Below are 25,312 nucleotides of genomic sequence, written 5' to 3'. Positions count from 1 at the left end.
CTCTCGCTGTCGGGGAACGGCGGCAATCCCTTGCTTGTCCGCGTTCGTCGTAGGGTCGGGTGTCGAGTTTTGGGCCTGCCTCGGCGGGCATATGGGAGCCGTGTCTGACGTCCCTGGGATGCGACCGGACGCTGCGTCGTTGCGCGCGGGTCGCTCGACTTCCAGCGGCACTCGCTCACACAGCGTCGCGAACGCGCGACGCCTCGCTCGTGAGCGCGTCGTTCGGGATTTGCCACCGGGGGAGTGGATGTTTACCCGTGACGTGGCGGTACTGCTGGGTGTCACGACTGTCTACGTGCAGCGGCTTGCTGTTGAGGACCGGCTGCCGCACCTCATGAGCGCAGAGGGTTACGTGTTCCGGGCTGATCACATCAGGATGGTCGCCCGGGCCCGGCACGTCATGAGGTCAAGCGACCCAGCCGCCGCCCTGCGTGCGCGCGACGCGCCTACTTGACGGGGCGCGGACCCCACCTGGTCTCGTACTCGTCGAGGAACTTGCCGTAGAACCGCGCGTCGGAGGTCTCGACGGACCCGGGTCCACCCGTGTTCACGACCACGGTTTCAAGAGGCGTGACGCGGCTCTTCCATGCAGCCTCGAAGACCTTGTCCGCCGTCGCTTCCGCGTCGCCTCCCGCCACAGCGAGGTCGATGTTCAGGCTGGGGCCGCCACCGGCGTTGGTGTCGGAGTTGTAGCGGAACTGCCCCACCTTCGAGACGGCGGGCATCTCCTCAACCTGGGCCTTGAGGTTGGCGACTTGGGATTGGCATTGGCCGCACGAAGGGGGTTCGTTCTTCGGGTCGCTGGCGGCACCCGGCAGTGTGCAACCGGACAGGGCGAAGAGTGCGGTCGGCACGGCGAGGGCCCAGGCGGTTCGCTTCACTGGAGTCCCGTCCGAGTCATCTGCGGTGAGTGACTGATCGCCGAGCGCAGAGTCCTGCGACCAGTTGCAAACCTAGGGGTGGGTGCGAGCGAACCCCGAAGTCGTGGGTGTCAGCCAGCCAGTGAGTGCGAGCCGGTTTCGGGTTTGCTGCAGCAGGTGGGGCTGTTCGTCGTTGCGACGCGGCTACTTGACTGGGCGCGGGCCCCACTCTTTCTCGTACCTTTCGAGGTCGTTGCCGTAGAAGGTGGCGGCGTAGCGTTCAGCGCCGCCTCCGCCCTGGGTGGTGACGACGACAACCTGCTCCAGCGGCGTGATCCGGCTTTCCCAGGCTGCCTTGATGACGGCGTCGGCGGTGGCCTCGGAGTCTCCCTTCGCGAGGTCGATGTCGGTTCTCAGGCCGGGTCCGGATCCGGCGTTGGTGTCTGAGTTGTAGGCGAACTGGCCGACCTTGTTCACGTCTGGCATCTGCTCAACTGTGGTTTTGAGCGCGTCGACCTCGGCTGCACAGTCGCCGCATCCCTTGTCCTCGTTGTTCTTCGAGTCACCTGAGGGCAGGGTGGCGCATCCAGCCAGGGCGGCGACTATCGCGACGAGGGCGATCAGGGTGGGCAACCGCTTCACGGGGTGTGCTCCTCGGTTAGGGCTTGCGCTCGATGATGACGGACTGGCTGCTGGCCTCGCGGTACCCGAGGTAGTCGCCGAGCGAGTTGATCTCGTTCGGGAGGCTGCCCTCGTGGTGGGTGTCGGCGTAAGCGTCGATTGCTTGTCCGCCTTGAACGTACTGTTCGATGCGGTGGTTACCTGCGATGGAGCCGGTGTTGGCGTCGAACCTGACAGTGGTCCTATTGGCGGATTCCGGGTTCGGTTCGCCGTCCGTGAGCGGGATGACGTCTCCGGAGTTCTCTAGCGACAGCATCGACACGTGACTGGGAAGCGACTCGACCTGTGAGGTCGGCGATCCGGCGGTGACAACATGGTCGACCTTGAAGTGTTGAGAGCCGTCGGAACCGTTGACCGAGGCGATCTCGGCTGCCGTCATGCCGCCTTGCGAGTGGCCCACGAGCGTGACCTGTGAACCCTCCGGTGTCGACCGGTTGATGGCTTCGATGATGCCCCGTCCGTAGGCCGTCTGGTCTCCGCCCATCAGTTTGAGGTTGGCACCCATGTCGCGGATGGTCTCGTCGGACTGGCCGGGGAGGGTGGCCATGTCATCGGTGCCGGGGATGTAGACGATGTACCGACCTGCTGCTCCCACCTGCTGGACGCGGATTAGCCCGTCCTCGCCCGCGTTGACCTCGTCGAGGTTGGCCATCAGGTCGGCCACGCCGCCCGGGGGAGTCTTTGACAAGGCACTGTCGTCTTGGGTGAACGCTCCGACCGTCGGTTCGCCGTCTCGGTAGAGCCCGGCGAGGTCGGCGGCGGCTGCGCCGGTTGTCGGGTTGAAAGGGTCGATGCCGAGGCTGCCCCACAGTGCCCTCCCGCCGAACGGCCCAAGCGCTGGTGTGAGGAGCGCGCCGGTTGATGCTTGGAGGCCGTCGACGAGACCTCCGGAGCCGTTGATGAGGTGCTGAACCATGCCGGGGTTGTCCTCTGCCCACTGCTGCAAAGTGCCGGGCAGATTGGCACGTTGCTCGGGAGTCATTCGGGCGTACGCGGCCAACGCGAAAGGGAGGGCAATGGGTGTCGCCCCCAGCGCGAAACCGGTGCCGTAGTCGAACGCTTCGAACGCGGCGCGTTGGAGTGCGTCGACGCCGGTATAGGCGGAGACCATGTTCCGCATCGTGATCGCGGAGACTTCGAGGAACCCCGCTTGGACGGTGAGCCCCGAGGGTCCGGTGGTCGCGAGGACGATCGCGGCTTGGGCGGCAGCAAAGGTATGGGGTGCTAGGACGGCGGACTCCATGAGATCCCCGTTTCCCATGACGGTCGCGCCGAGCGTCGACCTCGACATGAGGTCCCCGGCGACGCTCTCGAAGCGGTGCGACAAGGCCACCATCTGGCCGTACTCGGCCTCGGTGCCGTCACTGCCGCCGGTGATGGAAACGATCGGTGGTGTTGTTGTGTCGCTCATGGCAGCACCTCTGCGACGACCCGGGAGATGTCGGTGGTGAGTGACTCGGGTGTCTCGGCGGTGATCAGGACCCGTGGGTCCTTGTTGTTGCCCCGTGGCCGCAATGCACGCCAGCCGTTCGCGAGGAGAACCCACGAGACGACCCCTGCCCGAGGGCTGTTGGGTTCCGTCGCCCTTGGCTGGGGTCCGGCGTCTGAACCACCTTTGGTCTCGGTCGTTTCGGGTTCAGGTTGCGCGGGCCGGGTGATGAGTGCCCGTAGCCGCCCATGTGAGGCCGCCACGGCATCGAGTACCTGCGTCGTCTCCTCGACGGTGAGGTCGCGTCCGTCGCGACGGACCTGTCCGTCATGCGTGTCGAGGAGTGAGGGAAGCAGGTCGCGTCTCCCGGTCTCGATCAACTCGCACCCGACCGTCAAGAGTGGGAACGGCAGGCTGACACCGGCGGCGACGTCATCGGACGCAGCAGGGTCGCCGCCGGGAGGGGTCGCAACCCTCGCCAACTCTCGCGACCAATCAGCGCTCTCGATGAGCGCGGTCTCCCAGACGATGCCGTTGGCGGAGGCGAGCGTGGCGACCTGGTCACCGGCGGCGTGGTGGTAGACCCGAAGCCGCACCGGAGCCCCGTCCTGGTCGTAGGTCACGTCCATGTCGACGGCGATCTCGGGCAGAGCCAGGAGCGCCAAGATTTGCACGAGCGCAGGGGCTAGGACGACCGACGTGTCAGTACCGTCGCCGCCGTCGGGCTCGTTCGACGTGTCCGTGATGAGGCCTCGCGTGGAGAGTGATGTGCGCGCGTCTGGCAGCGCCGCCATCACGTCGGCAGCGTCGTCGCCGTTTGCACCACCGGTGCCTCTGCCCCCGAGTCGACTGAGCCTGGCCTCCATCGCCGAGACCGGGCGCGCTTCTGCCCCGAATGGCAGACGTAGCCCCACTTGGTCTGCGAGGAACTTCAATTCGGTCAGTGTCAGCGCGACCCTGAACTGCACCTCGTCTCGTGATGCCGATCCATCGGTTCCGGCGGCTTCGTCCGTCAGGTTGATGATGCTCACGGTCAGGCCCCCGGCACGTCGTCGTTGAGCCACGCCTTGTGGCCTGACGGAGGCGGCTGGAACCTGGCGAGCACGTCGTCGAATGAGTCCGACGCAAGTGCTCGAAGTCCGTTCGCGACAGCGTTGGCGGCAGAAGCGATCCGATCCTTGGCCTCCGCGATCATGCTCCGTGTCCGCGCCTCGATCGCCGCGATCAACGCTTTGAGCCGGTCCACCTCAGCAGCATGCGCATCCAGCGCCTCTGCAGCATCGTCATGCTCGTTGGCAGCAGCCCGAAGACGGACAGCGAAGTCCCGCATCGCGCCGCGCATCGCCTCGGCGGCACCACCGTTCCAGGCCACCGCATCGACCGACCCGACCAGGCGGTCGGCCTCGATGCGCAGGTCTGCCGCCTGCTCGCGCATCTGTCCCGCAAGACGACGGATGACTGCGGTGTCCCCGTACATGCGCGCCCCCCGAACGCTCACCGATTTGACCTGATTGTTCGCTCAGAATGTCAAGGTCAAACCCCCGGCGGGGCTAATGGCGGAAACCCGTCCACGCCGTCGCCTCACGTAGTGCGAACGAGAACGCAGCGACTGTCAGTTGTCTGGCTCACCGCCACAATGCTCATCGCGGTACTGCTCGTACTCGCGACGCGCCTCCTTCTTCTGGGCGGCGGAGGTGTCGGCTGTGAAGTCGGTTGCGCTGACTCTAGGGTTTCTCAGGGTGGACTTGAGGTTGGCGAGGTCTTCGCGGAGGACGTCGGGGTCGGTGCTCGGCACAAGCAGTGCGGTGTCTTCGTCGAGTGAGCAACCGTCGTTGCCGAATGGTGAGGTCCGGGTTCGCACCGATGGCCAGAAGCCTGGGCCGCCCCGGGGACGGAAGCCGGAGGCCAGGACTGCTCGGTAAGAGACGATCGGAACGGTCGCCGGGTCTGTGTCTCCTGGTTCGTCTGCATCGGTCTCTCGGTTCGGGATGGGCACTTGTTGGACCAGGTGCGCTTCAACGATCACCGTCAGGTAGGGCGCGGGTGTGCCGTCGTCGAGCCGCCCGTTGTATTTCTTCACGTTGGCGGCGACGCGAATAGCCTTGGCTCTACATGGCGTCTCGGGGAAGCGGGATGCTGCGAGCCACTGCCATGGGCGGCCCTGAGTTCCGGCGATCGCGTCGCGTTCGAAGTCGAAGCGGGTGGGCGCAGGCTGCTGGGCGTAGACGTAGTCGACCGCCTCATCGGGGGCCATTTTGCTCAGTGTCGGCGCAGTCGAGCGACGCAGTACAGAGATGGCTCGTTGTGCAAGGGCGTCGACGTCGGCTTGAGCGAACCCAGCAGGTGCCTTGAGGCCCAGGTTTGTGGTGAGCGGCTTGGCGGGCCGGTCGACGGTCTCCTGGAACTCCGCCTGCAAGGTGACCAGTTCGGTCTGACTACGACTGGACCGGGCCGCCTCCCCGTCAGCATCGCTGGCCGACCGCTCCGACCCGGCGGAGCAAGCAGTGAGGCTGACACTGAGGGCCAGAGCCGCAACCGCAGCGGTGCTGCGGGCGCGGTTCCGGGGACTGTGGGACTGTCTGAACGGGTGGGGGATCAAGTGGGCTCCGGTGTGGATGCAGGCGCAGTTAGGGCTGCGCCTGCAAACGGTCGAATCCCACGCTGGCTGCGGGGGAACCTGGTTGACAGGTCCACCACAGGAGCGGTGAACCGCCGCCGAACGTACAGAACATATATGCGTGCCGCCACACGCCGTCCCGAGTCACAGGAACTTTTATGTTCTCGTCTGGCGGCGGTTCTGACGGGAGTCTCGCGAGGTGCCCAACCGGAAGGCTTCGGCCCACAGGCCCCTGCCTCCCGCCATCGCCCAGCGACTCGCTACCACCCTGCGCGCGACTCGCGAGAACGCAGCGATGACGCAAGAGGCCACCGCCTCCGCAGCGGGCGTCTCTGTTCAGATGATCCGGCGGCTCGAAGCCGGAACCGCCAACCCCACCCTCGGCACCCTCCACGCGGTCGCTGGCGCGCTCGACACCAACATGGTCGTGCTGTTGCAATCGACCGTCTGATCGGGCGACGGATTAGCGCGCGCCCAGCGCTCGCGACCGCGTCACGGCACTGAATGCCGACCGCGCCGCAGCGTCGCCTCGGCGAACTGCGAGTTGTCAGGGCTTGGAGTGAGCGCTTCTGCGCAGCACGATGATCTCGCGAACGCAGACCAATGCCATTCCCCAACCACCAACCAGGATGGCCCAGAAAAGGACGCGGCCACCAGCCGAGTCACAGTCGATGCAGCCGCCGCTCGGACTGTTGACCACCCACGCGAGCCACGTTGCGCTGACGGTGGAGAACACGATCAGGAACGACAGCGCGTACAACTTGGTGCGGCGCTCCCGGGTTTCTGCGTTTGCGAGCGGCTCGCGGAAGACGAAGAGTTCTTGACCCGCACCCCCGACTGTTGCGACGGCTGCGAAGAACCCAATGCTGAGGACGACACTGACCAGCCCATCCGTGTTCCACGCGCCCGCGAAAGCCACGACGGCAATCAGTGCCGCAACACCGCCGGTCAGCAACGCTCGGCAACGGCTGCGTGACGGAGTCTTGTTCGGCGGCACGCCTTCCCGGGTCTGTCTCACTGCGCTGCTTCCTGGCCCGCCTCGATAGCGGCTCGGGTCGCTACCTTCGTTGCGTTCTTGGCGCGCATCACGGCGGTCGCCACTACCTCATCCGCGTTGGGATCTCCGCCCGCCCAAGCCTCCTGTGCCTGGGCTTGGACACTACGTGCCTGGCCCGAAGCAGTGTCTGCTTCACGCGCGAGATCACGCAAGCGCGAGCCTTCCGTCGCCCCTTCGGCAGCCGCTGAGGCCTGCTCGGCTGCCGCGTCGGCCCGGTCGACTAACGTCTGCAGCGACTTCTGTGCGCGCGTGGGCTCTGGGCACGTCTCGTTCTCGGGCACAGCAACACCTGTCGCGAGGCACACCTGCCGCGCCGCAGCCTCAGGAGGCGCACCCGTTTGGATCAGGCCTCCGGCGACAGTCAGCGCTACAGCGAGACCCCCAGTTGCCACCCATGCCCGTCTGGTCAGGCCGCCGGGTCGACCACCGCGCGATGTGGTCTTCCTCGTTTGGACTTGCTTAATAGGTCGCACAGGCAAGTCCGCCACCAAGGCGGCCAACTCGGCGCGCGTCATGACGGTCAACGCGCGGTCGAGCCGGGCCTCGAAGGTCCGGTCGTCTAAGAATCCGGCTGCGTATCCCTCGGCCAACACCGCAGTGCAACGGTCCCGATCCGCGCTATTGGCGCGCATGGATCGACCCGGGCTTGGCTGGGTGGCGTCACTCATGGTTCTCGTCCCTGTAGGTGCCAGCCAGTATGAGGCGGACCCAGGGTTGAGGGGCGTGACATGGCCGCGTTTGCGGGAGACGGCATGTTCCCGCCCGGGAACGTCGATGCCCGTGGACTCGCGTGCGACGAACATCAACGGTGGGCGATCGACGCGGGGAGGGTCGTATCGAACTCAGATTCGCTGCTGAGCGAGGGCAATTGGCCCAGTAGGCAAATGACGTCGCGACGGGCTATTCCTAGTCTAACTCGGACAGCAGTTCCGCACGCATGTCGGCCAACTTCTGTCGCTCACCACTAGTGAAACGACGCAACTGCAGATCGACGATCGCCCGGGCGGGAATCTCCTCGATGCTCAGCAGTTGCCGTAGTTCGGATACGGCACGTTCAGGGTCTTCAGATCTGCTGAGCACTGCGAATACTTCGTCTCTGCGTGAGGTGGCCGCGATGAGAGCATCGAGCAGAGTGAGACGCTCTTGCTTCGCCCAGATCTGCTCACCGTCGTCGTTGCTTGCCATCGCCACAAGGGCACGCTAGTGCCTACATCAGACGATACGAACCCCTTGCCGGACACCACCCCGCAAGGGCGGGCTTCCTGCGGCCCAGGTAGACCGAGCGGAGGGTCCGGCCATTGGCGGACGTACAGCGTTAGTTGCTGTGCGTTCCTTTTGGGCCTGACCGCGTTAGCAGTCGGTCGCGTGCCCAGCCTCGCTGCCGTCCTCAACAGGAACGTGACCGGCGCGAGACCAACCCCACGCTGCAAGCACGGCCAGCATTTATGGGAACGAGATAGACGCTGGTCGCCGACACGTCATCTAGCCCAGCACGTTACTGGCAGATGCCGGGGCCCGCACGTCGCACTTGGCAAACTTGTGCCTTCAACTGCAGAAAGCGAAAACCATTACTTACAGCCCCACGGCGATTATTGCCAGAGCGCTTCCTGAATGATTTGGCCGGGGCGGACGCCCTGATCGAAGAGGTCAACTAGAGCCTGCGCTAGGTACGCCGGTTCGCCGGAGGGAACCTCCAATTCGGTTAATCCCCACCTCCTGCCCTGCGGGTAGTCGAGTGTGAATGTGGCGGGCCCGGTCGCGTGCATCATCCATTCCGGTTTGAGCGCTAGCAGGTGCCGCATCACGGCTCGCAGATGGGTCTCCCAGGTGCGGTCAGCCATGGCGCGGGCTACCTCGTCGTTGTACTGGGATGCAGAGAACGTGAGCAGGGGGACGGCCAGTGGTTGCGAGGGCAGGTCGTAATCGACCGCCGGGTCAGGCTCTTCATCCCCGTCGTTAGGTAACGCAGCCTCATACGCGCCGGTGAGCGATTGCGCGTCAGACCACTGCACGGTGTCGCCGACGCGATGGACGAGCATCGCGACGTTGGCGCAGCCGAAGATGCCGCACCCGCAGCCGTACAACGCAATCCGTCGCGACGGCTTTGTCGGTATCAGTGCCCCCGTATCGAGGATGTCAGCCGGGTCGTTGCCCTCGTCGTTGCCGGTGGTGGCCAGTAGGTCGGATCCGTCAATGAGTAGACGGACCTTAGGGTAATTGGGCTTGGAGGAGTCGATACGGATGGTGAGGACGTGGTGGTCGTTCATGTTCGTGCCTGCTCCTCGCGTTGATCGACCTTTTCGCTCTGGAGAATCCAAACTTATCGGTGTGGAACCAGAACGCGTCAGCACACGTCCAAGGCACATGAGACCAATCGCCGTCGCTTGCGCCGTTCTCTTGGCAGCGTTGCTCAGCGCATGCAACTTCGCCAGAGGAGAGGGGGATCGTTCGCCCATTGGCGAGCCGCCCGACGGCACGCGCTGGGTGGGGTCTCAAGGGGTCGTCGTCGCGGTCCCAGACTGGTGGACGACCGGTGACACGCGTTGTGGTGCGCCTATCGAGGACACCGTGTACTTCGACACAGGGGCGACCTACGACTGCGTTGACGCCGACAAGGCAGCCGTCGATGAGGTCTCGGCCCTCGCTCTCCTTGATGCAAGGAGCGGTTACGGCGAGAAGTTGGTTGCCGCAATGGAGCCCGCTGGTGAGATCGACGGCGTACCGGTCGTGGAGCGGCCCGGCTGCGAATACTGGTTCGAGGGCGTGTGTCGCAGGATCTTCGCTGTGCCCTCGCTCGGGGTTGTCTTTGCGGTCACGATCAACGAGGACAGTGACGGTCATTACGAGACGATCCGGGACTCGCTTCGTCGTCTGCCTGCTGAGGTGATCACAGTGCCGCTCAAGACCGCCGATGGGTTGACACCCGGATTCGGTGCCGAGCCCAAGACGGCTGATGCTCTGATCCGAGCGATCGAGCGCGCGGGACTTGAGGTCGCGACCGAGGTCGCGGAGGTGGGGGAGAGCGACTCCGGCTCCTATGCCAGCCTGCCGGAGGGCAGTCTGCTTGAGATCGAACCTGGCCCCGGGAGCCCCATAGCAACCGGTGGCTCGGTCACGGTGACTCTGTCGGGGGCGTCGACGGATCCGGCGCAGTAGATCGACCCGGACGGTTAAGTGTTTGTCGCCGTGAGGTGACGGTGGAACGCTTCGACAATGGACGACGTCGACTGCGAAGAACGTTCGCCATGGTTCGACGAACTGGTTGCTGACGTCGATGATGCGTTCAGGCGAACTGGTGCAGGCACCCCGGGGTGGCCCAACCCCTACGCTGACGAAGAGCCACCCGACGAGACCTACTCGCGCTGCCTGGATCCCGGCAAGTACCGGATCCTCCATGCACGCGTCGACGCCTGGGTCGAGGTCCTCGAACGCCGGGGAACCGCCACAACCGTCGACGTGGCCGCGACAACGTGGGTCGACGCTAATCGCAAAGCCGAGCAGGTCGCCCGGGTCCGCCGCATCACACCGACGCAAGACCAAGGTTTGCCTCTGTTGGTCGCTTACACGAAGGTCGACGGGGATTTGTTCGGCGTCGATGTCGGCATCGCGCAACCGGGCGACCACGACAACCGCCCGGTGTTCCTGGACACCGTGCCGGACTGCGGCTGTGACCACTGCGACTCAGGGTCAGAAGACCTGCTCGAAGTCCTCGACGGCTGGTTCCTCACCGTCGCCCGAGGCGGTGTCGTTCACGCCAGAGCGGGCGGCATGCGAGTCACCCGAACCCTGGATGGCTGGATGTCATCGGGAGGCGGTCGCCGTGAGGACCCCGAGGCGCTGCTGCAGCCCGCCTCGAACGCGTCCCAGCATTGGGCCGGTGAAACCTGGCTCTCTTACGGAACCGCCTCGCCATCCTAGTTGTTGCCCGAGTCTGACGGGTCGACACCGACGGACACGATATGGACCCCGTCTGGAGGGCTGTCTCGATCCCAATGGGGTGTCCAGACGCCATGGCCAATCGCGCGCTGCAGCAGACGCGTGTTCTGCGCTCGCTCTGCGTGCCCTGGCGTCCGGACATCGCCGCCGATGTTTTCACCCGGCTCAGCCTCACCGGCTGCCTTTCTATCGCGCAGAGAACGCGACAGTTCTTGGACCCGATCTTCGAACTCATCCCGGTCGTCGTAGGCGGCGACAATCACGTTCCGCCGTTGTCGACGCAAGGGGTCGTAGCGATAGTGCCAGACCACGTAGCGAGTGCGCTGGTCGTCGTCGGGATCTACCTCGGCCATGGCGTGACCATAAGTGTGGTTGCTTGCCTCGACGCGTCCCAACCTTCAACGAGCAGGGTGTGCGGCACAGGGGGAGCGCTCGATGCACCCGTTAAGTGCCGAACTCCGAAGGGCGAGGTGTCCAGCGCCGCGTCGATCGCACGACAGCGATATCCGGGAAAAGCGTGCGTCGCTGTGCGGCTCAAGGGCGCTCTTGGGGTCGTCGCGCTGACAGCATCCAGGCTCCACACGCCAAGAGCAGGCCCGCAGATGTGGCGATGATGCCTTGCACGACACCGTTGAAAACAATGGCATGGAGGCCATCGGTGGATCGGGATAGTCCCGCAACCAGACCGTAGGCCCCGGCAGCAGCGACCACGATGGGTAAGACCGGTGCAGGAACTGCGCGGCTACGCAGGGGCAGCCCGGCAGGACGGGAGCGCAGGTCGGCAATACCGCCCAGAGAACAACACACATGCCTATGACGCCGGAGGCGTATTGCGCCCACTTGAACCCTGGCAGCGGGCCGAGATCGGCTCGAAGCCACGCTACGTGGGTCACCCCCCAGCGGCCCGGGTGGGTGAACGCATCCCATGCCAGGTGGGTGAGGGAGCCGACCACGGCTGCTGCCGGGGCCACTAGCCACTGTCGACAGGTGAGGCGGTGCCGTGGGGCGAGGCGCATCCGGACCGGGTTTGGGGCCATGTCGACTAGCGCGTCGCGCACGAACGCGTTCCAAACGCAAAGTCCGGCCAGAGCCACCATCAAGTTCACCGTGATGACACCCGGCAGGCTGTGAGACAGCGCGTAGCCGCTTGCCCACCCCATGAACAGAGGCACATCCGGAACCATCGAGCCGAACACCATCGCAGCCAAAGGCAGGTGTAACCAGCGCAAGGGGAGCACGGCTGCGGGGTGAGCCAGAGTGATCGGCACCGGGCTAAGGGATCCCATCTAGGTATTGACGGGTGAACGTGCCCATCCTCTGCCACCAGCGCTCTGTGAGCGAGTTCAAGACCATCGAGCCGGATCCTGCTGGGCCTTGGGCGTCTGAGATGACTAGTGGGTGGCTTGCCAAGCGATTACTACATCGCTGGATGTGAGCCCCACACCGCTGGGCAGGGTGGATGCACTGCCCCGAACGTGACCACCGCTACCGGAAACACGGTCGCCAAGGCCGTACTCGCGGTGCCCTATGCGGAGAAGGGGCGCTCGGACCGCGTCTTCGCCGATGGTCGTGCCTGGCGGCACCGCGAGGGGTGTCAAGGCCTCGCCTTCTCGCAGGCTCAGGAATGCGTCGCCGACTTCGAGGACGCCCTCGACAATGGCCTGCATCAAGAACCCGTCGTCGCCACACACAAGAACTCCCGTGCCGTGGGGGCCGTTCAGGACCGGCCATCCTTCGCCACGCTCGTCCCTTCGACTGCTGCGCCTGTCGCTTCGGCTCGTGCTGATGGTCTCGCGCGTTGCGGCGGGTCACTGATCGGCTTCGAGGCCCAGTCCCGAACGGCCATCGTGGTGAAGACCCGCAGAGCGGCGCTACTGCGCGGCTTCGTACTGGTCTTTGACCTGCTGCGGAATACGACCGCGTGCGGGAACGTCGATCCCTTGCGCTGTTGCCCACGCGCGCACTTCGCTGGCCTTCGGCCCGGAAGAGGCGCTGGTAGGGCGGCTCCCACGCCGTCCGCCCGAGAGCCGCGTTCCCGCTGCAACGTAAGCCTGTAGGGCGCTCCGCAACTTCTCCGCATTACTGCTGGTGAGGTCGATCGTGTAGGTCTGGCCGTCCAGCGCAAATGTCACGGTCTCACCCTCTCCGTCGTCGATCTCGGTTCCGTCGAGGTCGTCGACAAGCGTGACTACCGTCCTCTGTGCCATGTGGCTCTCCTATGAAGTCGTTCGTACTCGTGGTGGCGGACATCCGCCACTGTAGTTGTGTCTGGCAATTCCCGCCGATGCCCACGCCCACCGCCAGCCCGAGAAAGCCTGAGCCAATTAGGAAACGCCGGTGTGACGGGTGCGCGCTGTCTAGGGTCTGTAGACCCCCAACCACTGCTCAGCGTCAAACTCCGAAAACCGGTTTTGCTGGACGAAGCCGAGCCGAGCGGCCAAACGCATCGAAGCAGCGTTTGCCAACTGGGTGCACAACAGGACAGGTTCGCCGGGGAGGGCACGCTCTGCCCACTCCAGGACGCCTCCGACGGCCTCGGTCGCATAACCCCTTCCCCAGTAAGCGGGAAGGAGGGTGTAACTGACCTCAACCTCGTTGCCGCCTTCCGAGAGATGGCCGGGACGTTCGGGGTCACGTCGGTCCAGTGTCACGCTGCCGACGAACTGTCCGTCCGCCTCGATAGCGAAAATGCCAGGGAGATTCCCTGGCGTGGCAGGTAAGTCGCGTTCTACGTCGCCACGCAGAAGGGGCCCGCCGAGGTACTCGCGGACCTCATCTGAGCACAGCAACTCAATGAAGCCGGTCCGGTCTTCAGCCCTAGGTGGCCTGACCGTAAGACTTTCAGTCCGGATGGGCGCGGGTGGCCAGGACACTGGTCCAAGAAAAGACACGACGTGGACAGTACGCCCCCGCCTCCTACTGGACTGACCGCTCTGGCCAGCACGCGACGCCCTCAAAAAAACTGGCTAGGGCCGTCACGTCCTGACGCTTCTAGACCTTCATAATCTGTCTGTCGTTCCTCCGGCTATGGGGCAGCCCTCCGTGAGGGAGATGTAGGCGAGGAGTTCACGGTCCCTGGTTGCGATGCCGCCATACTCATCGCCGATCAGGCGTGCGCCCTGAGGGACAGCGGCCATGTAACAAACCCGCTCGGCCATCTCCACAAGGTCGCCATTGCCGTACTCGCGTGCGCTCTGAACCTTCTCGCGAGCCGCATCGAGGAACGCTTTCTCATCTTCGAGAGGGACTCGACCCGCGCCCGGCCAGCCGCACGCTGACAGCGCGGCCAACGTCAACGTCACGAATAGCCCGCAGGTCGCCGATGAAACACGCACGACCTGAGGTTATTGGCAGCCCCCGGTAGTTCGGGCCGCATCGGTGAAATTGTGAACTCCTATGGCTGTGGGCCTGGACGTTGACAACCTGACGCAGTCGTTGGTGGCGTCGAGGCCACGATGCGTCATCCACCGTGTCCTCAGGTCTAACCGTTGCCCGCTATCGACTGTCGGCAAGCAGATAGGAATACGCCGGGTCTCCACACCGCTACGACACTTCGTCTCAAAGCCTTGCGCGGCAGAACAGGGCATCGCCGACAATAGGCGTCGCAATTCCGGATGACCGGCCTAAGAGCGCTGCGATGAGCCGTCGCATGACGTCGCGCTGAAGGTTGCTCACTCAGCGAAGCCGCCTACTCTGCGACTGTGCACCTGCTGGGGGTTCAACCCGTAAACACCGAGCGACGCTATGAACGCCCGCAGCCTTGGGCCAAGGACCCACGGTTGGACTGGACGGTAGACGGTGACTTGCTGCAAACCCTCCACCCAGTTTGGGGGAGCACCCTGCTCGACGCTGGGCGCGCAGATGCCGATGCGCTCCGGGTCGGAAACCTCCGCCGCTTGCGCGGGGACGAGATGCCACTACCCGTCTTTGTCCCACGCTTCGATCGCAGCCGCATCCACCGCCTCCTTCGCCTGCGCGGCACCCCTTACGCATTCACTGGGTCGGCTTTCGAAGATGGCCGGGTCGTGCTGCTCTCGTGCGAGTGCGGAGACCTTGATTGCGGTGCGGTGAGCACCCGTGTCGAGGTGACCGCCGGAACCGTCGAGTGGCAGGACGTCGGGTTGCAGGTGACCTACGAGCCCTTTCACCAAACGGCGCAGCCGATCGAACTGCTTCGTCTGACCTTCGACCGCGCCCAGTACGAGGAACTCATCAACAGGTTGCTCGCCGCCGACTGGTCCGATGGGCCACCGCGCCTCTGACGCGAACAGTTTCCAGTCAAAGTTCGAGATCTCCGACGTGGCCGCCCGCGAGGCCTCCATCTCACGGACGCGGTATGGAGCGCCCGCCGTGCTCAACTACGTGTAAAGGTCACAACGTGATGCGCCTATCTCGGACGACCACCTCTCTCATCGCCGCAGCCCTCTGTCTGAGCGGTTGCGGGGGCGGCAGCGAAACGCCCGACAGGGCCGACGGCTCCGCAAGTGGTGACACCACCACGAAGGCCGAACCCACTAAGCCAGCCGCCCCCGAGTTTCGGGTCCTCGGCAAACCGGCCCTCACCAAGGCCCTTCTCGGGGTGCAGGATCTGCCGCCCGGCTACGCCCAAGACCCACCCGACCCCAACCGGGCCACCAACAAGACGTTCTGCGACTACGAGCAGCCCTTCACCGAGAAGAACTACGTCTCTCGCGACTTCACCAAGGGCGGCGGCCTGTCCGCCGAACTGCTCCGTGTAGGCCTGCGCCAGTACGCGAACGCCGATGAGGCCAAGGCTGCGTTCACCGCGCTCACTGATGCCCTGGAAACCTGCACCGGCGAGACCTACCAAGGCACCCAACTGACCTACTCGCCCATGTCGGCCCCCAAGGTCGGCGACGGAGCCGTCGGCATCAAGATCACCGCCGACGACACCGTGCTCCTCCAAAACTTCGCGCTCGTTGGACCCACCCTCATCAACACGGGCGGGGGAGGGCTCATGAACGCGAACGCCGACGAAGTCACCACCCTCCTCAAGGCCCAAGCCAAGGCCTACGAGACCGCAGCCAGCCAGTAACCGATTGCCTGGGTGAGGGTCAGAGACGCGCCGGGCTCAGCAGTCTCCGCTGTGGCCGGTGAATGCCCAGTGCGGTGCGGTGCGGTGCTGTGCGGTGCGGTGCGGTTAGTCAGAACAGCGCGGCCACCTATGCCGCATCCGGTGGGTCTACAGCACCTGACGACAGCGACCTCAACGACCTTCCCTGCCAGCGCCCACGAACTGTCACGATGGCCGCATGGACGGGGACGGGCTGGCGAGCGAGGCACTCCGCGTGGTCGCTCTGCCTCTTTCCCTCCTGATCGCAAGCCCTCTGCTTCTCGGCGGATGCTCCTCAGCCTCGACTGACGAACCCAACAGCGAACCCACGATCGCCTCGCTCGACGCGCCCGACGAAATGTGCCTGCACGGGGCCCGACGAACCCCACGCTCCAACATCAACGTCGACCGGGCCACCGTCGTCCCGCTAGCCCGAGTCAAGAGATGGGTCTTAGAAGTCCCCGAAAGAGACTGGGCCACATTCTCGGCCAGCCTCGTCGACGCACCACCCACCGAGCGAGTCGCGATCTGCGTCCTCACCAAGAAGGACGGGTCAGGCTTCAAACCCGAAGGCAGCCCAGAGTCATACGAGTCGCTCGTGACCATCACCCGCGCCAACGGGGAGTCGACCGTGGTCAACCTCAGCACACTGGAAGACAACCTCGACAGCACACCCACCACGTTCGCCCGCTACGGCAACGACTGAAGACTCGATAGTCATACAGCAGGTCTCGTTGCTGACTCGTCTGAGCAGGTTCAGCCAGCGAGATTGACATGCCCGGTTCGAAGCATCGCCCAATGCTGCTGGACCGAGCCGGGGCGAGCGAACCGCAGCATCCACCAGGCGGCGTGGAACGGGTGGCGACGGTAGAAGTGGTCGTCGATGATGAGCCGCGATTGCAGGTCGACGAAGGCCGCCGGGAGTCCCACGTCGTGCTCATTAACTAGGTCCGTCAACTCCTGCTTCACCTGCCGGTGGGTCTTCGACGCAGCGTTGGTCGCGATGAGCCGCACTCCGGCGTTGTACTCCTTGAACGGCCCCTCCGGATCGTCCGCAACCTCCTGGTCGTACCGGCGATCCTCTTCCTCCCAACGGAGTCGTTGGTCCGCCGCTGCTCGACGTGCCCGCGCCCACAACTCATCCGTCAGTTCGAGGGGCGACCAGTCTGGGTCGCGCGCCTCTCGCCTCTTCGGGGCCCGAACCTTCCCCGGGCGACGACGATAGGCAAGCGTCTCCGCGAGAAACGCCTGCTGAGCCTCGACCAGCGTCTGACCGTTTGGTCCACTGAACTCCCACGGCTCGATGCCGCCTTCGTCTTCCCACCAGCACACCGGACACAGGTCGTACTCGCCGCTGCCCGGCAGCGTCTTATAGCCACAGCAGGGACACGCGTACATGCAGTCGAGTCTGATGCCTCGCGACCGTGGTCAGAAGAGACTTTGGCGGATGGCCTCGCAGCAGGGGCGCGACCCGACCTCCAATGTCACAACCTCCCTCTATGCGCGGCCTGCCCGTCGGGCGGTCGTGGCGTCCTTTGCCGCAATGACCGCGTGCCCAGCCCTGCGTCCTGCCTCGACGCCCCACTCGTCAACCGGGCCTAGATGTAGGCCGGGTTTGGTGACCGACCGACTGTTCCTCGGTACCGCCCACTCTGGTTCGGTAGTGAACTGCGGCTTGCCGTCGATCCGGTGGCACCAGTCAATACGGGGGTTAGCCGCCGTTCCACCCGCCGTGGTGACCACGATGTGCTCAGGTGCCACCCGCACCCGCACCCACGCCCGCACCCCGGCGTCACAGCATTCGCCGGTCGCGACGTGCGCGCGGCTCCGAAGGATTCATCTCTACGACGACTGCCACGATGTACCGTCGTGCATGCTCGTATGGGTCGAGGCGTGGCAGATGCAGTGCTGCGGGAAGAAGTTCCGGGCTGGCCGCGATGTCACTTGGAATCTCCACGAACATCCAGACGTCGACTGGTTAGTGCCTGCAATAGGCAAAGAACTGGCAGCCCAGGTCGACCGTCAAGAGGACCATCATGATGCACCCGACGGTGCTCCGGTCACTTCGGCCACAGTGAGACGCATCCGCGCCATGAGCATCAAATATGCGCCCTCCCCGGATGACTCTGAAGTGCCAATCCCAATCCCGGGGAGTGCACGGATAGTCGATGTTGGGAAGGCTGACGGCTGGTATCCCGAGGCCGAACGCCGTGGTCTGTCATTCGAGGGTTACCTGGTCGACATTGACGTCCACCATTAGTTGCCGGGACACCGTACGCGTTTCGGCCCGACTCCCCGTTCGCCTGAGAGTTGGTGTCGCGTCGCCGGAACGGCTGCCAGCGGGGCCAGGCAGCCTGCTTGGTCTTGCTCGATAACGGTGGGGCCCGCCAGACAACCTCTGGGGCGCGCGGAACTGCACGTCCAGGTCGTGACTCGTCAGTCCGACACACTGGGCCGCGTGCCAATCCTGCGTCCTGCCGCTGACGCCACACCCGCCGATTGGCTACTGGATGCAGCCAGGGCAGGTGACGGGCCGACCGTTCTTCGGTACGGCCCGCCCGGGTTCGACACCTACCTGCGACTTCCCATCGACCCGGTGGGACCAATCGGCCTCGGGCCAGCCGCCAACGTCAACGCCATGGCGACCGCGCTTCATGTGCTGACGGGTCACACCAACACCCCCGACAACGCCTACGTGGCCATGTGGGAGGGATACAACCTCGGCCCCGAGCCGGACGCGCCACGCGTGCCCCTCCCGAACGCGCTCATGTTCCTCTACGCCGGTCCCGTGTCGGCCATGCGCTACGCAGCACAGACCATCTGGGCGGACGCCATCGGCAAACCAGACACCAGTCACGACGTCGAGCCAGACCTGGTGTGGCCCGCAGACCACGCCTGGTGCCTCGCATGCGAAGTCGACGAAGAGATCGAGTTCTCCATCGGGTGCTCAAACACCGCAGCCGAGGCGCTAGAAGCCGCCCTACCTGACCTAGTGCGCCGGGTGGCTTATGGCGAAGACGCGCCATGGGAGCGGAACCGTCGGTAACGCCCCGGATGTCGCCCGCTCCTTGAGAGCAACGCGCGTACGTACCGAGAAGGCCGCCCACGGCGGTGCCTATCACCGGCTGCGAAACAGCGCCCCCAACGCGCCCTGATTGACCCCTCGCGCAGGCACCAGTGTGTTCGTGCGCTGCGCCGCCGAGTGTCCACCTCTACGGTAGGGGCCGTGAGCCGGGTGGGGGAGTGGCGCATCAATGGGTGCACCATCATCTCGGACCTCCAAACCGCGCCTGACCTGATACGCACGAGATGCGCGTCGTGCAAACCGACGCGTTCCAAGCAGTTTGCCGCCGTGTCATTTGATAGGGGCGAGATGTTCTCCGGGCACCTGCCGGGACTCACCCCGAAAGCGTCAACGGGCTGGGTCGACTTTTTTCCCGGGCATCGCATACGTCGATATAGCGGGTTGGCCGTCTTCAACGGCTGGATGAGACATTGCTGGCCAAGCGACCCAGTCGACCAGGCGAGCCTCGACGCCGCCCTGGTGATGGTCGCGCTTGGCGGCAACCCCATCGAAGCCTTCATCACGGTCAAACCAAACTCGGCGTGAGCCAGAGCCTGACGCACCGGCTCACCGACTGCATGCCCGCGCAGCCCGTTCTGCGTCAGCGTCGGTTGGGGTCCTTCTTCGGCATGCTGCTCTGGTAGTAGTCGGCCCCGGTGCGCATCCGGAACGTGTCGTCGCGCCGCTGCTGAATCGCGTCGGGGGAGACCCGGCGTCCGGCGCGTCGCTCACGCACGGCGAGGAAGACGAGTCCGACGCAGGTCACGGCGACGATGATCCAGAAAACGGTCATGTGGTGCCCCCTTCGGACTGGTGTGGCACCTAAGCGTAGGGGTGGTTCGGGCAGGGCCCCAGAGGCTCGACAGTGACCTTCACGGCCTCGTTGGAGATCACGCGCGGGAGTCTCCATTCGAGGGCGTCAACTTGACCGGAACAGGGACGACAAGGACTTCATCCCTGGGTTCACCGGAGAGCGAATTGCCGGGGTGCTGTCCCCCGGAACGGAGGGGCGGCGGACGGTGAGGCTTGAGGGTCCCCCTAGTCGACGACCTGCGCAGTATCGGTGACGACCACGACCTGGTCAGTGTCCTCGTAGATGATGCGACCGGGGTTGACGGACTCGACTCGAACGCAGGCGACACCGTGGGTCTGCAAAATGTCGAGGTAGCGCTGAAGCCGGTCGGTCAGATGTGTGGCGGACACCTTGAACCAGGCAGTCGCCGTCGGGTTGATCGCCCGGTCGTAAATGGACGGATCGACTGTCGTGGGATCGGTGAACGCGGCCTCGTACCAGTCGTTCCCCGCTCGCCACTCGATGTGCTCTGCAGGCGACAGACGGCCATCCTGGGCAAGTCCGTTAGCCAGAGCGAAGATGCCCACGCTCACACCCCGTGGCCCGGCTGTAGGCGATTCGTACCTGACGAACACGTCGCCATGTTCGCACGATGGTGCCGCCCCGGTTCGGACGTACTAATTGCGAGCGCGGAGTGTCGGACGACACCTATGCAAGACGGAGCCGACCACCGGGAACATGGCCTCCACCCCCCAACATGACGTCCGGCCAGGTTCGAGGGTTTCGCAAAGTTACCCATCTCCCTATCCACCCGGTCGAGCCGGTGTGGTGGCCGCGCGCCGGACGACCATGCCGTCTCCGCAGTGCCTTCTTTCGGCTAGGTAGCAGGCACTGCGAGGCGAATGCCTTTCCAGTGCCGTGTGCCGCGCCGCCCTGGGCATTCTGGGTCGTCCTGTCGAGGTCTCATGCCACGATCTCGTCGTGAGGACGACTCTGCGGACAGCATCGGCGCTTGCTGCGATGTGCGTCCTCGTGACTGGGTGCGGCTTCACACCGTTCGGTAGTGACCACACCCAGATCGTCGCGGACAAGAAGGGCGTGGCCCTCAATCTCAAGCGGCTCTCGGTGGCCGTGGACGACCTCAACGCCGTGAAGGACCCGACCAACACGCGCTCCCCACGACCAGCCAGCGCCTCCGGATGCGCCGTAGACAGCGGGGAGGTCTTCGAGCCGGAGGCCGACCAGGACTGGGAACTGAGCGGCCCCGCCCTGTCCGACGTTGACCTCGGTTCGAAAGCGTCCCTGTCGCCCACCCCCGCCGCACAGCGAGCCATGGAAGCCATCGCTGACCAACTGATAGACCGGGGCTGGGCTGGGCGGGCCCGCGTCGTTCGCGACGACGACGACGGCGCGTACTTCATCGACCTTCGACGCGTTTACGCGGACCACCAAATCCGCCTCGGACTTCAAGGGTTCAGTGACGAGATTCTGGCCTACGCCACGACGACGCTGAACCGGCTATGCCGAGGGGCCCACTTTTAACTAGGCCGCGCGGGTCGCGTCGCCAGTTCAGCCGAACCGCGTCACCAAGGCTCTAGGCCGGGTTCGTGAGATCGACGCATGGTGCGGCAGCCAGCGACGGTTGCGCATCAGCGAAGATTGAACCCTCGTTAACACATTGCTGGCCGGACGAATTAGTTCATCAGGCCAGCCTTGATGCGGGTCCGCTCAAGGTTCGCAGTTGACGGAAACCCCGTTGACGCCTCGCTAACTATCAAACCGTTCGCGGCATCAGGGCAGCCTTGAGGGTAGGACGCCATCGTGAGCAAGGATGCATCCCATGGGTGGACCTGACGAGCATCCGAGGATGTTGCCGCCGGACAGCCACGTCCACACCGAGTGGTCCTGGGATGCGCCTTACGGGTCTATGGAACGCACGTGTGCTCGCGCCATCGAACTGGGCTTGCCGTCAGTCGCTTTCACCGAGCACGCAGACATGACCGGCTGGGTGACCCCTCAAGATGCGCAGAGACCTCCGGCCTGGGATCGCTTCGTAACCGGAGGCGTCTTGGTGCCGCCCCCAATCGACTTGCAGGGATACAACGCAAGCCTGGAGCGGTGCAGAGAACGCTACCCCGGCCTGCGTATCTACTCGGGTGTCGAACTCAGCGAACCGCATTGGCACTCCGAACGGTCGTCCTCACTTCTGCAAGCGGGGGAGTTCGAACGCGTACTTGCGTCCGTGCACTCCGCTCGTCGTGCCACCGGCTCCGGCTTCGAGGAGGTCTCATCGTCCTTTGCCGACCACACACCGGACCAAGTCGTGCGCGACTACCTGGATGAGACGGTGCGCCTCGTAGAGCAATTTGACAACTTCGAGGTACTCGCACACATCGACTACCCGGTCCGCTACTGGCCAGGGCACGACCGCCCCTACGACCCTTTGAACTTCGAAGACCAGTACCGACACGTTCTGCGAGTTCTGGCCAGTGCCGACAAGGTGTTGGAGTTGAACACCAAGGTGCCTTTGCATCCCCAGATATTGCTCTGGTGGCACCAGGAAGGCGGCCAAGCGATCACGTTCGCCAGCGACGCCCACGATCCGGAGTCGCTCGCCCACGGGTTCGTCGAAGCAGTCCGCACGGCTCAGGCCGCCGGGTTCCGCCCGGGGCCAGACCCCCTCGGCGTCTGGCGACGCACCTGACCCGACGGCTACGACGAACCCGTCACCAACCCTGCGGCGCTGCAGGAAACGCCACCACGACACGGCAATCCGCAGACCATAGCGTCGCAAGCCCCGTCGCCGCGTCAGCGACTCCTACGGTGGGCCAAGTGGAGGTGGTCGGGGAGTGGTGTTTCGACGCACGTGTCATCACGTCCCACGTTCACGGCGACGGAAAGAAGTTGACGATTCGCGATGAGGGGATGCTGAGCCTGTGACGTTCTCCTACTACGTAGTTGATACCAACGGACTGTCAGCCGACGACCGTGCTGAGGTGTGCCAACTTGTCCTGCGCGCGCTGGAGAAGACAGTTGTGGAGTTCGAGTCCGACATCCCGTGGAGCAACCAGAACGCATGGCCGGTCAGGGGGCGCGAGGCTGCCAAAGCCTTGATGACCGCGACCGGGAAGCCAGTCGACACCGAGTCCTACCAAGCGACTGGGATGATCCGGCGAGCACACGACGACGTGTGGCACGCCTTCACCACCTTCGCTGGCTATGCCCTCGACGCCAGCGTCTGGTCCGAAAACCGTGTCCTACCGATCGTGTCTCTCAGCGATGAAGGCACAGCCGTTGTGGTGCGCCTCGACGAAGAAGAGCGACGCCGACTGGAAGTAGAAGTCCACCCAGTACCGGTGTTGCCCCTCCGGGAGGCCCCTGCCGCACGGCGCGACCGACACTGACGATCATCTTTCGGCCAAGTGCGCTCGTCGGCTGTGATGGTCCCGATTTAGTCCCAAGGGAGGTGAGCCGTGAAGCGTGTCTCGGTGGTCGGGAGTTCCGGTTCCGGTAAAACGGTCGTCGCTAGCCGGGTCGCCGCAGCACTCGCAGTCCCGCACATCGAGTTAGACGCCCTGCACTGGGGACCCGACTGGACCCCTGCAACACCCGGAGACTTCAAGGTGCGTGTCGAAGCCGCCACAGCCGCCGATGGGTGGGTCATAGATGGCAACTACTGGAGCAAGATCGGGCCCCTGGTCTGGGACAAGGCCGACACCGTCATCTGGGTCAGCCCGCCGCGCTGGCGCGCCATCACGCAATCCATCAGCCGCATCATCCGACGAGCCGCTACACGACAGGAACTGTGGAACGGCAATCGCGAAAGTTGGCGCGGCCTCATGTTCTGGCGCGGCGAAGACTCCATTCTTTGGTGGGCCTGGACCGCCTATGGGCGCACACAACACCGGTACGCCCAAGCCATGAGAGACCCTGAGTGGGCCAACCTCACATTCCACCGACTGCGGACCCGTCGCGACGTCGACCGGCTGATCGCGCAGATCGCCTCGAACGTCAAACGCGACCGCTGACCCCGGCCCGACGGCCCGCCGACCACGTCCCGAGACGCGTGCGGACAAAACTGGACCTGCGGTCGTGTCAGTAGCCCGAGATGCATCCGGTGTGTGGCTGTGGAGGTCGAGCAGCGCAGTCGGCCCGACCCTTAGGCGTCACCTTCCCCAGCGCCGACACGCCGCGAGGGCATCGTGCGATACAGAGCAATCCCCGGCCCAATGTCACTCGCGAGCAAGACGAAGACGTTGTTCTCGCGATCTCGGGAAACCGCTGCACGTCGCAGCGTCCGCGAAGTTGTGTCCCGTCCGATCCGATGGCGGCCCGGCGCGGTTGGCTCCATAAGCAACTTCCACACCGGTAGGGGTCCAGTGGTTACTGACAGCCGCCGGTGTCAGGCCCCTCTGACTCCGAACCATTGTTCCGCGTCGAACTCAACGAACCGTTCGGTCTCAACGAACCCCAGGCGAGCGGCCAGCCGCACCGAGGCTTCGTTCGCTGATTTGGGTGCACAGCACGACGGGCTCTTCAGGAAGAGCCCGTGAAGCCCACCCGAGAACGCCTGCTACTGCTTCTGTTGCGTATCCGTGACCCCAGTGGACCGGGAGGAACGTGTAACTGACTTCGAGTTCGTTGCCTGCGGGCGAGATGTGGCCGGGGCGTGCCGGGTCGCGTCGATCGAGGGTGACGATCCCAGCGAAATCGTCGTCCGCTTGGACGGCGAACACTCCGGGCCGATTCCCAGGAACCTGCGGCAGGTCCCCAAGATCGTCACGGCTCAACGGGCCGCCGAGGTAGCGCCGCAACTGCTCAGAACACAGGAGTTCGACATAGCCGTCCAAATCGGATGCAGCCGTGGGTCGCACGAGGAGACGTTCAGTGCGAATTGGGGCCGGTGGCCATTCCACGTCGCTCAGGCCCGCCATACATGCAAGTTATCGAAGTCGACGCTCAGGCGACGTCAGTTCCGGTGCCCAAAGTGCAGGTCGTCGACGGATGTAGGCGTCGTCTTAGGGTGTCAGTCATGGTTGAACTCGGACCGGCTGTTCGGCCCCCTGCGCCTATCGAGACTGAGCGGCTCGTGCTTCGAGCATCGGAGGCTCGGGACCGCGCGGCAGTCATCGAACTGTTCGCCTCGCCGCAGGTGGGCCAGTTCATTGGCGGTGCTCAACCCCGCGATGTGTTGGAGGAATCGGTCCCGGAGATTCCGGGGCGACGTCCCGGCTTCTTCGTTGTCGAACTGGGCGGGGCGATGATCGGCACGGTGACGCTCGATCGACGCGACGCGGAGCGGCGCGGGCACGTGGCGGACGATTCCGGGGCTCCCTGGCTTGGCTACCTCTTCCTCAGCAAGGCGTGGGGACACGGGTACGCCAAAGAGGCAAGCGCTGCGGTCCTGGAGTGGTTCGCTGACGAGGTTCCCGGCGAATCGGTAGTGCTGTGCACGCAAAGCGCGAACGAGCCCTCGATGCGTCTGGCCGCAGCCTTGGGGTTCGTCGAGGTGGAACGCTTCGAGCAGTGGGACGCTGAGCAGTGGTTCGGCATCTGGTCCAGATCGACGTCCCCCGGCTCAGGTCGGCGGGGGTAACAGGATCTGTCGGCCACCTGGTAACGCAGGGTCGATTCACACTTGCCGTGTAGCGGTCCAAGATGTGGAGTCCCGCTGATCGCGGGCGTGGCCCGTCCGGAAACGCGGCGACCCGCTGTCCGGCAAGGGTCGGAAGGACTAAGTTCCGCCCATGTGGGTGCCGTTGCTCGGGCTGCTGATCGCACTCATTCTGGGTGCAGTCTTG

At 64.8% G+C, this 25,312-nt stretch carries 33 protein-coding genes; 14 read left to right on the top strand and 19 right to left on the bottom strand.

Annotated features, from left to right (window positions below):
• Positions 1-446: 446 nt before the first annotated feature.
• The 6 genes from EDD33_RS19705 to EDD33_RS19700 form a co-directional block, all read right to left on the bottom strand.
• Positions 447-881: a hypothetical protein gene (locus EDD33_RS19705; protein WP_148077001.1), complete on the bottom strand. Its 435-nt coding sequence runs from the start codon at positions 879-881 to the stop codon at positions 447-449.
• 183 nt (positions 882-1,064) lie between these two features.
• Positions 1,065-1,502: a hypothetical protein gene (locus tag EDD33_RS09070; protein WP_123390262.1), complete on the bottom strand. Its 438-nt coding sequence runs from the start codon at positions 1,500-1,502 to the stop codon at positions 1,065-1,067.
• 16 nt (positions 1,503-1,518) lie between these two features.
• Complete coding sequence (locus EDD33_RS09065; protein WP_123390260.1) at positions 1,519-2,952, bottom strand: lipase family protein; 1,434 nt, start codon at positions 2,950-2,952, stop codon at positions 1,519-1,521.
• On the bottom strand, positions 2,949-4,001 hold the full coding sequence (locus EDD33_RS09060) for a hypothetical protein (RefSeq protein WP_148077000.1): 1,053 nt from the start codon (positions 3,999-4,001) through the stop codon (positions 2,949-2,951). The genes EDD33_RS09065 and EDD33_RS09060 overlap by 4 nt, the downstream gene beginning before the upstream one ends.
• A gap of 2 nt (positions 4,002-4,003) precedes the next feature.
• Entirely contained in the window at positions 4,004-4,447 is a 444-nt protein-coding gene (locus EDD33_RS09055) for a hypothetical protein (RefSeq protein ID WP_148076999.1), read from the bottom strand.
• 135 nt (positions 4,448-4,582) lie between these two features.
• The gene (locus EDD33_RS19700; protein ID WP_148076998.1) at positions 4,583-5,386 is read right to left on the bottom strand and encodes a hypothetical protein; all 804 of its coding nucleotides are present in this window, start codon (positions 5,384-5,386) and stop codon (positions 4,583-4,585) included.
• Positions 5,387-5,786: 400 nt separating this feature from the next.
• Between EDD33_RS19700 and EDD33_RS20680 the strand changes: the two genes are divergently transcribed.
• A complete protein-coding gene (locus EDD33_RS20680) occupies positions 5,787-6,038 on the top strand; it encodes a helix-turn-helix domain-containing protein (RefSeq protein WP_281274139.1) in 252 nt (83 codons plus the stop codon).
• A gap of 96 nt (positions 6,039-6,134) precedes the next feature.
• Here the strand turns inward: EDD33_RS20680 and EDD33_RS09040 are convergent, their stop codons facing one another.
• From EDD33_RS09040 to EDD33_RS09025, 4 genes are all read right to left on the bottom strand, one after another.
• Positions 6,135-6,605 carry a hypothetical protein gene (locus EDD33_RS09040; RefSeq protein ID WP_148076997.1) on the bottom strand — a complete coding sequence of 157 codons (471 nt, stop codon included), beginning with the start codon at positions 6,603-6,605 and terminating at the stop codon, positions 6,135-6,137.
• On the bottom strand, positions 6,602-7,276 hold the full coding sequence (locus tag EDD33_RS20855) for a DUF1707 SHOCT-like domain-containing protein (protein WP_425463861.1): 675 nt from the start codon (positions 7,274-7,276) through the stop codon (positions 6,602-6,604). Before EDD33_RS20855 ends, EDD33_RS09040 begins: the two co-directional genes overlap by 4 nt.
• A 274-nt stretch (positions 7,277-7,550) precedes the next feature.
• The gene (locus EDD33_RS09030; RefSeq protein ID WP_148076996.1) at positions 7,551-7,829 is read right to left on the bottom strand and encodes a DNA gyrase subunit A; all 279 of its coding nucleotides are present in this window, start codon (positions 7,827-7,829) and stop codon (positions 7,551-7,553) included.
• Positions 7,830-8,233: 404 nt separating this feature from the next.
• The gene (locus tag EDD33_RS09025) at positions 8,234-8,911 is read right to left on the bottom strand and encodes a hypothetical protein (RefSeq protein WP_123390241.1); all 678 of its coding nucleotides are present in this window, start codon (positions 8,909-8,911) and stop codon (positions 8,234-8,236) included.
• A 301-nt stretch (positions 8,912-9,212) separates the two neighbouring features.
• Between EDD33_RS09025 and EDD33_RS09020 the strand changes: the two genes are divergently transcribed.
• Both EDD33_RS09020 and EDD33_RS09015 read left to right on the top strand, forming a co-directional pair.
• Positions 9,213-9,800 carry a PASTA domain-containing protein gene (locus tag EDD33_RS09020; RefSeq protein ID WP_123390238.1) on the top strand — a complete coding sequence of 196 codons (588 nt, stop codon included), beginning with the start codon at positions 9,213-9,215 and terminating at the stop codon, positions 9,798-9,800.
• A 57-nt stretch (positions 9,801-9,857) separates the two neighbouring features.
• A complete protein-coding gene (locus EDD33_RS09015; protein ID WP_123390236.1) occupies positions 9,858-10,562 on the top strand; it encodes a DUF6226 family protein in 705 nt (234 codons plus the stop codon).
• Here EDD33_RS09015 and EDD33_RS19695 read toward each other — a convergent pair.
• The 5 genes from EDD33_RS19695 to EDD33_RS08995 all read right to left on the bottom strand — a co-directional run bounded on the left by EDD33_RS19695 (position 10,559) and on the right by EDD33_RS08995 (position 13,915).
• A complete protein-coding gene (locus tag EDD33_RS19695; RefSeq protein WP_148076995.1) occupies positions 10,559-10,933 on the bottom strand; it encodes a hypothetical protein in 375 nt (124 codons plus the stop codon). The genes EDD33_RS09015 and EDD33_RS19695 overlap by 4 nt on opposite strands.
• Positions 10,934-10,978: 45 nt before the next feature.
• Positions 10,979-11,866, bottom strand: a complete 888-nt coding sequence (locus EDD33_RS20850; protein ID WP_425463846.1) for a DUF4184 family protein — start codon at positions 11,864-11,866, stop codon at positions 10,979-10,981.
• Positions 11,867-12,451: 585 nt separating this feature from the next.
• Entirely contained in the window at positions 12,452-12,787 is a 336-nt protein-coding gene (locus tag EDD33_RS09005; protein WP_123390234.1) for a histone-like nucleoid-structuring protein Lsr2, read from the bottom strand.
• Positions 12,788-12,937: 150 nt separating this feature from the next.
• Positions 12,938-13,453, bottom strand: a complete 516-nt coding sequence (locus EDD33_RS20845; RefSeq protein WP_425463860.1) for a GNAT family N-acetyltransferase — start codon at positions 13,451-13,453, stop codon at positions 12,938-12,940.
• A 126-nt stretch (positions 13,454-13,579) separates the two neighbouring features.
• On the bottom strand, positions 13,580-13,915 hold the full coding sequence (locus EDD33_RS08995) for a hypothetical protein (RefSeq protein ID WP_148076994.1): 336 nt from the start codon (positions 13,913-13,915) through the stop codon (positions 13,580-13,582).
• A gap of 366 nt (positions 13,916-14,281) precedes the next feature.
• Between EDD33_RS08995 and EDD33_RS08990 the strand changes: the two genes are divergently transcribed.
• From EDD33_RS08990 to EDD33_RS19690, 3 genes are all read left to right on the top strand, one after another.
• Positions 14,282-14,842, top strand: coding sequence for a hypothetical protein (locus tag EDD33_RS08990; protein ID WP_148076993.1), 561 nt, complete (start codon positions 14,282-14,284; stop codon positions 14,840-14,842).
• A gap of 116 nt (positions 14,843-14,958) precedes the next feature.
• The gene (locus EDD33_RS08985; RefSeq protein WP_211332488.1) at positions 14,959-15,636 is read left to right on the top strand and encodes a hypothetical protein; all 678 of its coding nucleotides are present in this window, start codon (positions 14,959-14,961) and stop codon (positions 15,634-15,636) included.
• Positions 15,637-15,853: 217 nt separating this feature from the next.
• Complete coding sequence (locus EDD33_RS19690; protein ID WP_148076992.1) at positions 15,854-16,360, top strand: hypothetical protein; 507 nt, start codon at positions 15,854-15,856, stop codon at positions 16,358-16,360.
• A gap of 50 nt (positions 16,361-16,410) precedes the next feature.
• Here the strand turns inward: EDD33_RS19690 and EDD33_RS08980 are convergent, their stop codons facing one another.
• Positions 16,411-17,052 carry a CPCC family cysteine-rich protein gene (locus EDD33_RS08980; protein ID WP_123390226.1) on the bottom strand — a complete coding sequence of 214 codons (642 nt, stop codon included), beginning with the start codon at positions 17,050-17,052 and terminating at the stop codon, positions 16,411-16,413.
• Between the two features lie 475 nt (positions 17,053-17,527).
• Between EDD33_RS08980 and EDD33_RS19685 the strand changes: the two genes are divergently transcribed.
• The 3 genes from EDD33_RS19685 (at position 17,528) to EDD33_RS19680 (ending at position 19,264) form a co-directional block, all read left to right on the top strand.
• A complete protein-coding gene (locus EDD33_RS19685; protein WP_148076991.1) occupies positions 17,528-17,914 on the top strand; it encodes a DUF6578 domain-containing protein in 387 nt (128 codons plus the stop codon).
• 198 nt (positions 17,915-18,112) lie between these two features.
• The gene (locus EDD33_RS08975; protein WP_148076990.1) at positions 18,113-18,700 is read left to right on the top strand and encodes a hypothetical protein; all 588 of its coding nucleotides are present in this window, start codon (positions 18,113-18,115) and stop codon (positions 18,698-18,700) included.
• 180 nt (positions 18,701-18,880) lie between these two features.
• Positions 18,881-19,264, top strand: coding sequence for a hypothetical protein (locus EDD33_RS19680; RefSeq protein WP_148076989.1), 384 nt, complete (start codon positions 18,881-18,883; stop codon positions 19,262-19,264).
• 55 nt (positions 19,265-19,319) lie between these two features.
• Here the strand turns inward: EDD33_RS19680 and EDD33_RS08970 are convergent, their stop codons facing one another.
• Both EDD33_RS08970 and EDD33_RS08965 read right to left on the bottom strand, forming a co-directional pair.
• Positions 19,320-19,511, bottom strand: a complete 192-nt coding sequence (locus tag EDD33_RS08970; protein ID WP_123390222.1) for a hypothetical protein — start codon at positions 19,509-19,511, stop codon at positions 19,320-19,322.
• Between the two features lie 245 nt (positions 19,512-19,756).
• Positions 19,757-20,098, bottom strand: coding sequence for a hypothetical protein (locus tag EDD33_RS08965; protein ID WP_211332487.1), 342 nt, complete (start codon positions 20,096-20,098; stop codon positions 19,757-19,759).
• 394 nt (positions 20,099-20,492) lie between these two features.
• On the opposite strand from EDD33_RS08965, the gene EDD33_RS08960 reads away from it, so the two are divergent.
• From EDD33_RS08960 to EDD33_RS08945, 4 genes are all read left to right on the top strand, one after another.
• Positions 20,493-21,053: a hypothetical protein gene (locus EDD33_RS08960; RefSeq protein ID WP_148076988.1), complete on the top strand. Its 561-nt coding sequence runs from the start codon at positions 20,493-20,495 to the stop codon at positions 21,051-21,053.
• Between the two features lie 298 nt (positions 21,054-21,351).
• Complete coding sequence (locus EDD33_RS08955; RefSeq protein WP_211332486.1) at positions 21,352-22,215, top strand: PHP domain-containing protein; 864 nt, start codon at positions 21,352-21,354, stop codon at positions 22,213-22,215.
• Positions 22,216-22,447: 232 nt separating this feature from the next.
• Positions 22,448-22,915, top strand: a complete 468-nt coding sequence (locus tag EDD33_RS08950; RefSeq protein WP_123390214.1) for a hypothetical protein — start codon at positions 22,448-22,450, stop codon at positions 22,913-22,915.
• Positions 22,916-22,984: 69 nt separating this feature from the next.
• Positions 22,985-23,539, top strand: a complete 555-nt coding sequence (locus EDD33_RS08945) for a P-loop NTPase family protein (protein WP_123390212.1) — start codon at positions 22,985-22,987, stop codon at positions 23,537-23,539.
• 432 nt (positions 23,540-23,971) lie between these two features.
• Here EDD33_RS08945 and EDD33_RS20840 read toward each other — a convergent pair whose 3' ends face one another.
• Positions 23,972-24,445, bottom strand: a complete 474-nt coding sequence (locus tag EDD33_RS20840; protein ID WP_211332485.1) for a GNAT family N-acetyltransferase — start codon at positions 24,443-24,445, stop codon at positions 23,972-23,974.
• 98 nt (positions 24,446-24,543) lie between these two features.
• On the opposite strand from EDD33_RS20840, the gene EDD33_RS08935 reads away from it, so the two are divergent.
• Positions 24,544-25,107 (top strand): GNAT family N-acetyltransferase, encoded by a 564-nt coding sequence (locus EDD33_RS08935; RefSeq protein ID WP_123393207.1) that lies wholly within the window; start codon positions 24,544-24,546, stop codon positions 25,105-25,107.
• The last annotated feature ends 205 nt before the right edge of the window (positions 25,108-25,312 follow it).

The sequence above is a fragment of the Nocardioides aurantiacus genome, assembly GCF_003752505.1.
In the GTDB taxonomy this organism is placed as follows: Bacteria; Actinomycetota; Actinomycetes; order Propionibacteriales; family Nocardioidaceae; genus Marmoricola; species Marmoricola aurantiacus.
The sequence above is the reverse complement of the archived record's forward strand: the minus strand, read 5'-3'. Positions and strand labels throughout refer to the sequence as shown.